This is a genomic window from Accumulibacter sp. (assembly GCF_032229525.1).
GTDB lineage: Bacteria > Pseudomonadota > Gammaproteobacteria > Burkholderiales > Rhodocyclaceae > Accumulibacter.
In genome coordinates this window covers 1-8,169 of the sequence record NZ_JAVTWB010000146.1, presented here as the reverse complement: position 1 = coordinate 8,169, position 8,169 = coordinate 1, and the positions used below count along the sequence as shown (strand labels likewise).

Annotated in this window: 5 protein-coding genes; all 5 read right to left on the bottom strand. The window is 62.6% G+C overall.

The window, feature by feature from the left end; genetic code table 11:
- Positions 1-209 precede the first annotated feature (209 nt).
- Positions 210-2,387, bottom strand: coding sequence for a GNAT family N-acetyltransferase (locus RUW20_RS11080; protein WP_313952275.1), 2,178 nt, complete (start codon positions 2,385-2,387; stop codon positions 210-212).
- Complete coding sequence (locus RUW20_RS11075) at positions 2,387-3,592, bottom strand: DegT/DnrJ/EryC1/StrS family aminotransferase (RefSeq protein WP_313952274.1); 1,206 nt, start codon at positions 3,590-3,592, stop codon at positions 2,387-2,389. Before RUW20_RS11075 ends, RUW20_RS11080 begins: the two co-directional genes overlap by 1 nt.
- A 73-nt stretch (positions 3,593-3,665) precedes the next feature.
- The gene (locus RUW20_RS11070) at positions 3,666-4,871 is read right to left on the bottom strand and encodes a pyridoxal-dependent decarboxylase, exosortase A system-associated (RefSeq protein WP_313952273.1); all 1,206 of its coding nucleotides are present in this window, start codon (positions 4,869-4,871) and stop codon (positions 3,666-3,668) included.
- Positions 4,872-4,906: 35 nt separating this feature from the next.
- Positions 4,907-6,553 carry an acyl-CoA ligase (AMP-forming), exosortase A system-associated gene (locus tag RUW20_RS11065; RefSeq protein ID WP_313952272.1) on the bottom strand — a complete coding sequence of 549 codons (1,647 nt, stop codon included), beginning with the start codon at positions 6,551-6,553 and terminating at the stop codon, positions 4,907-4,909.
- 105 nt (positions 6,554-6,658) lie between these two features.
- Positions 6,659-8,169, bottom strand: a 1,511-nt coding sequence (locus RUW20_RS11060; RefSeq protein ID WP_313952271.1) for an asparagine synthase C-terminal domain-containing protein, incomplete at its 5' end; no start/stop codon positions are given.

The following is an 8,169-nucleotide window of genomic DNA, read 5'->3' as shown; positions in this document are numbered from 1 at the left end:
ACAAGCTATTAGCGGTTAGTTTGTAATTGTATTATTGCAACGTGCTACTAGTAGTGCTTGGGGCGCGATGACGATCTCCCTTTCCGGGTCAGTTTCGAGGCTGTCAACCTCGATTGAAATCTGACCGGTGCTAGGTTTTCAATCCGTGGTGACAGGAAGCCATGCTCTCGCGCAAGTAAAGCTTCTCGGGTGGTTGAGGATTGTGCCGGTCAACGTTGGTTTGCGGGGTCTTTGCCAGACTTTGCCAGGTGGCGCCTGCTCACGACCACGCGCCGAATTTGTGCAGCGAGCGGTTTCAATAATCTACCTGCGGCCTCTTTGAGCAAAAGCGCAAAGCCAATGACGGTCGCCGGGTTGTAGGCCACGATGCCCCAGCGTTCTCGGCGATCGCTCATCCACAGGCGTTTGTACCCGTCTTCGCCGATCAGGAAGTCGACCTCGCGTACCCGATCACGGTCGATGACGTGCTGCATGAGGTGTGCGGTAAGTACCGTTCCCGGTGAGTGCGATGCAAATTCTTCGTGGTACGCCACCTTGTAGATGCTGGCCTTCTTGGCATCGACGAACCACAGTTGCGCCGCGATGGCGCGGCCTTTCAGTCGGGCAATGCCCAGGCGGAGCATGCCCCGGGCGGCAAGCTCACGGATCAGTTCAGGCACGAAATCGGGATGTGGCTCCGGGGTTTTCCAACTCGCCGAATAAATTTCCTCGTAGGCGGCGATGTATTGGTCAATCCTCTCGAGGTTTGTGGCGATCTCGAACGTTCCGCCGGCGGCGGCGAACTTCTTGCATGCTCGCCCGATGTTACTGCGCACACTGCCGCTGCGGCCTTTGAGATAGTCCTGCCAAGTTCCCTCGACCTTGAGATACCAGTTGCCGAAACAGAAGAATTGGAAGGGGATCCAGTTGTTCGCCCGCAGCCCACTTAGAAGCGCTTTGTACGCGGGAGAGTGCGGATTCATGGGCGCAAAACGCATCACGTGGGCGGCTCCGTGGTCGTGCGCTGCTGCGGCGAGCAGTGTCTGCAAGTCCAGCAGGTCGCCGCCTTTACTCAGCAGAGGGACGTAGAGCGACGTGTAGTAGTTGCTCAGCGACTCGATGATCTTGATCGGCCCCTTGGCAGTCAATCGTACGGGTAGGATTACCCGTGGGGATTTCTTTTCAACCGTTGAGTAATACCGGACACCTGCATCGGTAGCGTATACGTGCTTCTCGAGCAGTTCGCACCAAGTGTCGGACGCTTCGAGATGATCTTCGGCCGAGAACGCGCGCAGGTCATAGCCTTCTTCTTTCAAGGTTTCTATTTGCTTGCAGGTCTGGACGCCGCCAGTCAGCGAAGCGCTATCTGGCAGCTGATCGCGGAGGTTGCCAGGATTCCGGCGGAGAGCTCTCAGTGCGGAGAAGGTCGCCGCGATCGCGGGATTCCTGAATAGCTGGATGTTGTGAATGGTGCGGGCGAAGGTGGCCCATTCCTTCTGGTCGCTGGTGGCGTTGGTGTCGAACTCCATCGTCCTCTTTGCCGGAAGGGCGAACTGCTCCTCGATCAAGCGATAGCGCAGCGGGCGGCACGGGGCGAATCGTGCCAGGGATTTGTCGTACGTCGTTTTGAGTATGATGGTGATATGGTTATTGATAAGCACAAGCCGCGACGAGGCCAGATGATCGCCAATGTGAAGCTCGTAGATTGCAGCCTGGCTGGTCGATGCGAAGCGGCGCAGGATGTCGCCATAGAAGGCGCCTTGCTGGTTGTCGCTCGAAATGGCAGCGCCCGCTTTTCCTTTCCAGCCAGCGGTCTCGAGAACGCCAAAGCGCTTTAAACCGGCATTCAGGTCGGGCGCGTTGGCGAGCTTCGAAAGGCGGGTTGGGCCGAACTCGCTTCCCGCTCGACCCAAGTAGCGGCGGATATTTTTTTCGCGATTCCGTGGGCGTTGTTGCCAGTAGTCGCTGAAGTTGGTCCACTGCCGAACCCCGATTGTCCGCGCATGTGGTTGAAAAATCAGAGGCAGCGTCAGGCGAGAAAAGTCTGGGGAATAGCGAGGGTCAATGGCGTGTAATTCGATCGTCCACGCTGGTCTTGGCAGTGCGCACAGCAAGGATTCGAGCAGCCGAACGTCATCAAGCAGAATTGCCGCTATCTGTCTTTGCGGCGGGCTGAACTGAGACCATCGGCCCACTCCAGCCGGGCAAAGGATCAGGGCGCCAGAGATCCCGCCATCGTTTCGGTGGACGCATAGGCGTTCGCTACCGTCGCCGAAATGATCCAGGAGAGCGCCGACAAATCGGCTGTCGGCAAACGGATGGCGGTCGTACAGGCGAGCATTCAGGCGGTCCCAGTCGTCGGTGAAGTCGCTGAATGCGGTTTTGGCGAGGTGGATTTCCCAGGCCATCAGTGAACTCCCTTAATGGCATGGCGCAAGGTCTTGTCGAGGGCGGCGGTCATCCAGTCCATCTGCCCGTTGGTCAGTGCCTGATGGCACGGCAAATGCAGCAGGTGCAGGCGGTAGTCCCGTGCAATGCCGCAACTCGAATCTGCCATTTCGTCCCAGCGCCAGATCGGGACCCCGAGGTGCTTCAGCCAATGAAAGTGCGGGTCGGGACGGTCGATATGCAGCGGGAACATGTACGGCGCGCAGTCTGCCGGCAAGACGGGGAACAACGCCTGGCAGTTCGGGACGCCCGCCGTGGCGCGCACCCAGTGCTGGTAGTTCTCGCGGCGGCGCTGGATGTTTTCGTCGACCGATGAATGGGCAACGACAAACCGCGAGCTGCGCAACGAAGCCTTGGCGACTGCGCCTCCCGCGAAAAGAGAAGAAGGAGCCGAGCGTTCGATAATTTCATCATTGCCAAAGACTGCAGGGTTGGCGCTCATGAGGTCAAGTCGCGAGTCGATCAATGCGATGTCGCCGGCCGCAGGTCGCGTGTCTCGGCTTCTTTCCATAACGTGCTTGATGCCGCGAAACTCTTCGACCAGAGTTGCCGGGCGGGTGTGGGCAGTGTCGAGAAGGTGAGCATCAGAAGCGTAGAGCAATCCGCCGTCGTCGCACGGGAAAAACTTGTACGGGCTGGAAACCACGAAGCGGCCATGGATCCCGCTACCGGCGGCGCCGTAGTTCTCGGTGAACAGGACGTGCGAACAGTCCTCGATCAAGGCGATCTGGCGGTCTTCACACCACTCCCGCAATCGAGAAAAGTCCTGCACTATGCCGAAATAATGCGTCGCCAGGAGCGCCTTGACCGGCTCGCGGATGCGCGAAAGGAGCTCGTCCAGGGCGACTTGGTCGGGAGAAAGATCCGCCTTTAGGGGGTAGAGATGGATTCGTGCACCCAGAGCCAGGGCCGGGTCCAGCATCGTCACGCAATGGTAGGCCGGGGCCAGAAGTACGCCCCGGGGATCGAGCCCGACCAGCTGGTAGGCTTCGCCAAGGGCGTAGCGGCCGCGCGTGAAATGGCGGAAATGCCGTGCTGTCTGGCGGTGTTCGCTTGCCCGGGAGCGCCGTCTCAGGGGCGATGGCAAAACGGGGGCGTTGGGCAGCAGAGATACCCGGGGCTTCGGATAGGCACAAGGGCTGGGGTCAAAGCGAAAGAACTTCAAGGCTGGTCGTTCCGCAAGCAGAATGCGCAGCGCGTGAACCATGGCGTCAGCGATTGACCGCGCAGTGCCGTGTTCATCCCATCACCTCGACACAAGCCGGATGCCCGAGAAAGGCCTGTGGGCTGGCCGTAAAACCGTAAGCGCCGGATTGAAAGATCACCACCAGGTCCCCCGGTTCCGCCCTGGCAAGTTCCATTCGGTCGGCCAGCAGGTCGAGTGGCGTGCACAGCGGGCCGACCACCGATACCGTTTCATGCTCGGTCGGCGCCATTTTGTTGCCGATGGCGACCGGGTAGTTCTTGCGGATCACCTGGCCGAAATTGCCCGACGCCGACAGGTGGTGGTGCAGGCCACCGTCGACGACCAGGAAGGTATGACCGCGCGAGACCTTGCGGTCGACGACGCGGGCGACGTAGATGCCTGCTTCGCCGACCAGATAACGCCCGAGTTCGATCACCAGTTCGGCTTCCGGCAATTCACGCGACGCACGGTCGACAATCGTTGCCAGGTTGGCGCCGATCGGCGCCAGATCGAGGTGCTGTTCGCCCGGGAAGTAGGGGATACCGAAGCCGCCGCCGAGATTGAGGAAGCGGATCGGCGAGGGCGCTGACTGCGCCAGGCGCAAGGCGAGTTCGAAACTTTTGCTCTGCGCCTCGACGATGGCTTCGGGTTTTAGGTTCTGCGAGCCGGCAAAGAGGTGGAAGCCTTCGAAGGCCAGCCCGGAGCGGCCGATCTCGGCCAGCAGTTCGGGGACCTGCTCGGCGTCGACGCCGAACTGCTTGGCGCCACCGCCCATCTTCATGCCCGAACTTTTCAGCTCGAAATCGGGATTCACCCGTACCGCAACGCGCGCCGGGCAAGCGGTCTCGCGGCTGATCGCCGCCAGTTCGGTGATTTCGCGAAACGATTCGATGTTGATCAGGATGCCGGCGGCGACTGCCTGCCGCAGCTCGGCGCGTTGTTTGCCGGGGCCGGCGAAGCTGACCTCGCGCGGATCGGCAGCGGCGTCCAGGGCGACCTTCAGTTCGCCGCCCGAAGCGACGTCGATGCCATCGACCAGCCCGGCCATATGGCAGACCAGCGCCGGCATCGGGTTGGCCTTCATCGCATAGTGCAGCTTCAAGGTGGGCGGCAGCGCTGCCCGCAGTTCGGCCACACGGCGCGTCAGCAACTGACGGTCGTAGGCGTAAAAAGGCGTTTGCCCGACGCGTGCGGCGAGCCGGGAGAGCGGGAGAGCGCCGACCATGAGTTCGCCGTCCGTGACGGGAAACTGGCTCATGGGGGCGTGGCGGGGGGCGCTCCGTTCGGGTTTGTTCACTGGCTGCTTCCTTCGCGGCAAGCGTCGAGGTTCGTCGCGTCTGGTGCGGGCGACTGTCTGGCCAGGAACTCACCAGCCAGCGCCTTGCGGTCGATCTTGCCATTGGGGTTACGCGGCAGGGGGCCCGGTCGCACGGTGACGCCCGCCGGCACCATGTAGGCCGGCATCCGCCGACGGCACTCCGCGAGCAGTTCGGCGGTGTCGAGACTGCCGCCGGAGCCCGGTGTGGCGATCACCTGGATGGCATGACCGAGCGTCGGGTGGTCAACGCCGAAAGCGACGCATTCGCCGACCAGCCGGGTCGCGTAAAGTACTTCCTCGACCTCGGTCGGGCTGACGCGATAACCCGAAGTCTTCATCATCTCGTCCCGGCGACCGATGAAATAGAGGTATCCCTCCTCGTCGATGCGCACCGTGTCGCCGGAAAAGACGGCGATCTCGGGCAGCACCAGCCCGGCATCGCGGCCGGGCGTGTTGGCCGGCAAGGGCTTGTAGCGTTCGGCGGTTTTTTTGTGATCGTTCCAGTAGCCCATGCCGACCAGCGCGCCGCGATGGACCAGTTCGCCGGGTTCGTTGGCAGCGCAGGCCGAGCCGTCCTCGCGCAAGACCAGAATCTCGGCGTTGGGGATGGCCTTGCCGATCGAATCGGGGCGTCGGTCAACCTCGTCGGGTGGCAGGTAGGTGGAGCGGAATGCTTCGGTGAGGCCGTACATCAGATAGGGCTTGCTCGTCGGCAGGCGGGTACGCAAGGCGGTCAGCGTTTCGCGCGGCATGCGGCCACCGGTATTGGCGAAGTAGCGCAGATGTTCGCTGATCGCCGCGGGCCATTCGAGTTCCGAGAGCTGGATATAGAGCGGGGGCACGGCGGTCAAGCCGGTCACTCGTTCCTGTACCAGCGCCTTGAGCACATCGCGCGGCATCAGGTAGTTGAGCAGGACGACGCGCGCGCCGACGTGGAAAGCGGTGGTCAGCTGACTGAAGCCGGCGTCGAAAGACAGCGGCAGGGCGGCCAACAGGGTGTCGTCGGCGGTGTTCTCGAGGTAGCTGGCAACGCTCTTGGCGCCGGCGACCATGTTGCGGTGCGAGAGCACGACGCCTTTCGGCTTGCCGGTACTACCCGAGGTGTAAAGGATAGCCGCCATGTCGGTGTCGATCACCCGGTGGCCGGCCTGCGCCCTGGCCTGCAGCAGGTCGTCCCAGCGCAGGGTGGCCAGTGGACCCTCACGCTTCGGCAGCGGCTCGGCATTGGCCAGGATCACGTGGCGCAGGTCATGGCAGGACGACAGGACCGGTGTCAGCAGGGACAGCCGTTCATTGGAAGTGACCAGTGCCCGCACATTGCAGTCGTGCATGATGTAGGCGACCTGGTCCGCTTTGAGCAACGGGTTGAGCGGCACGAAGACGCAGCCGGCAGCGGTGGCGCCAAAGCTGGCAACGACCGTTTCCAGCCGCTTCTCCAGGTAGATGGCAACCCGCTCGCCGCGCTGCAGGCCGACGCTCACCAGCCCGCTGACGAACGCGGCGATCGATTGCTGCAAGGCGCCGTAGCTTATCGACTGCTTGCCGTAGGTGAGGGCTATGGCATCTGGATTGCGGGTGGCGGCGTGCTTGATCAGCTCGGCGAGCAGGCTTGCGTCGGTCATGTCTCTGGCGCGATGGTGAGGGTTTTGGAGGCACCGATTCTAACGACATGCGGTGTTTTGACTGTGAAATTGTTCCGGCTGGCGTGAAAACTGCCACCATCGGTGCTACCCCGCAGCGCACCGCTCCTCCTGGCCACGCAACCACTGTTCGAGCATCATCAGGATCCACACCATCTCGCCGTAGTAACCGGGGTGTTCAGGGAGGTGTTCGGTGATCAGCTGGTGAATGAAGTCGGGGCGTACGATGCCCCGAGTGGCGAGGCTGTTCAGCGAGTCCTCGGCGAGTTGCTTGAGCGCCGGGTTGCGGTTGGCCCACACGCCGAACGGCAGTCCGAAGCCTTTTTTCGACTTGGTCAGAATCTCGTCGGGCAGGTAACCGCGCAGGGCTTCCTTGAAGAACCAGCGCAGTTTGAAGCGGCGCAGCTTCCAGTTGGCAGGCAGCGCCATCGAGAAATCGGTCAGGCGGTCGCCCAGCAAGGGATAGCCGACCTCGAGCCCGGCCATCTCGGTGGCCCCGCGCACTTTCGGCAGGTCGCTGTCGGCCAGCGTGTAGCGCCAGTCGTAGGCCAGCATGCGGTTGATCAGGCTGGGCGCCCGGCACTCGTTCCAGGTTGCCTGCATGTGTCGCGATGGTTCGCCGAGGTCGATCTGGGCAAGAAAATCGGCGCTGAGCACCTTCGCCGGATCGAGTTGCATGATCAGGTTGAAGCTCTGCAGCCGATCCGGCATCGGTACCCGCGAATGACGGACATAGCCGGTGGCCTGCTTGAGGCCGGGTATGCGTCGCAGGACGCTGTCGTCGCCGCACATCGGCTCGATCAGCTTCCTCAAACCATTCGGTACGGACTGGTAAAACTCGAACAGGCGCTGCATCGCATAACGCGTGTTGCCGCCGAAGAGCTCGTCGCCGCCGTCGCCGGCCAGCATCTTGGTACAGCCGTCGGCATGCGCCATCTTCGCGCAGTAGTAGGCGGGCAGGGCGGAGGAGTTGCCAAAGGGTTGGTCGTGGTGCTGCGCGACTGCCGGGATGCTGGCCAGCAGGTCCGCCGGGGTCACGTAATACTCGTGATGCTCGCAGCCGAAGTGCTTGGCGGCGAGACGGGCGTACGCCATTTCGTCGTAGCCCTCGGCTTCGAAACCGATCGAGTAGGCCGGGGCCGCCTGGCCGGTGACCTGGCCGAGCATGCCGGCGACCGTCGAGCTGTCAGTGCCACCGGAGAGGAAGGCGCCGACACGCGGGTGCCCGGAGACCTCTTCGGCGACGGCATCGCGAATCAGCTGGCGGAAAGTGTCACGGCTCGCCGCGAAAGGCTGCCGGTGGTTTTCGTCGAAGCGTAGCGGCCAGTGCCGGATCGCGCGCGCGCCCTGCCGGTCGACCAGCAGAGCATGGGCGGCCGGCAGCCGGTGCACCCCCTGGAAGATCGTGCGCGGCGCCGGGATCATGTGGAAGTACAGGTAATCGAAGATTGCCTGCGGGTCAAACTCCTTGCTGCCGCCCTGAACACAGTCGGCGCGGTCGGAGAAGGCGAGCGTCCGCTCATCGGCGCGATAGCAGAGGGTGTGCACCGCGAAGCGGTCGACCGCCAGGAAGACGCATTCGCGTCTCGCATCGACGA

What these genes read in the sequence shown, in the direction of transcription:
- RUW20_RS11080 (WP_313952275.1), bottom strand. Translation starts at nt 2,387, where the DNA reads ATGGCCTGGGAAATCCACCTCGCCAAAACCGCATTCAGCGACTTCACC.
- RUW20_RS11070 (WP_313952273.1), bottom strand. Translation starts at nt 4,871, where the DNA reads ATGAGCCAGTTTCCCGTCACGGACGGCGAACTCATGGTCGGCGCTCTC.
- RUW20_RS11065 (WP_313952272.1), bottom strand. Translation starts at nt 6,553, where the DNA reads ATGACCGACGCAAGCCTGCTCGCCGAGCTGATCAAGCACGCCGCCACC.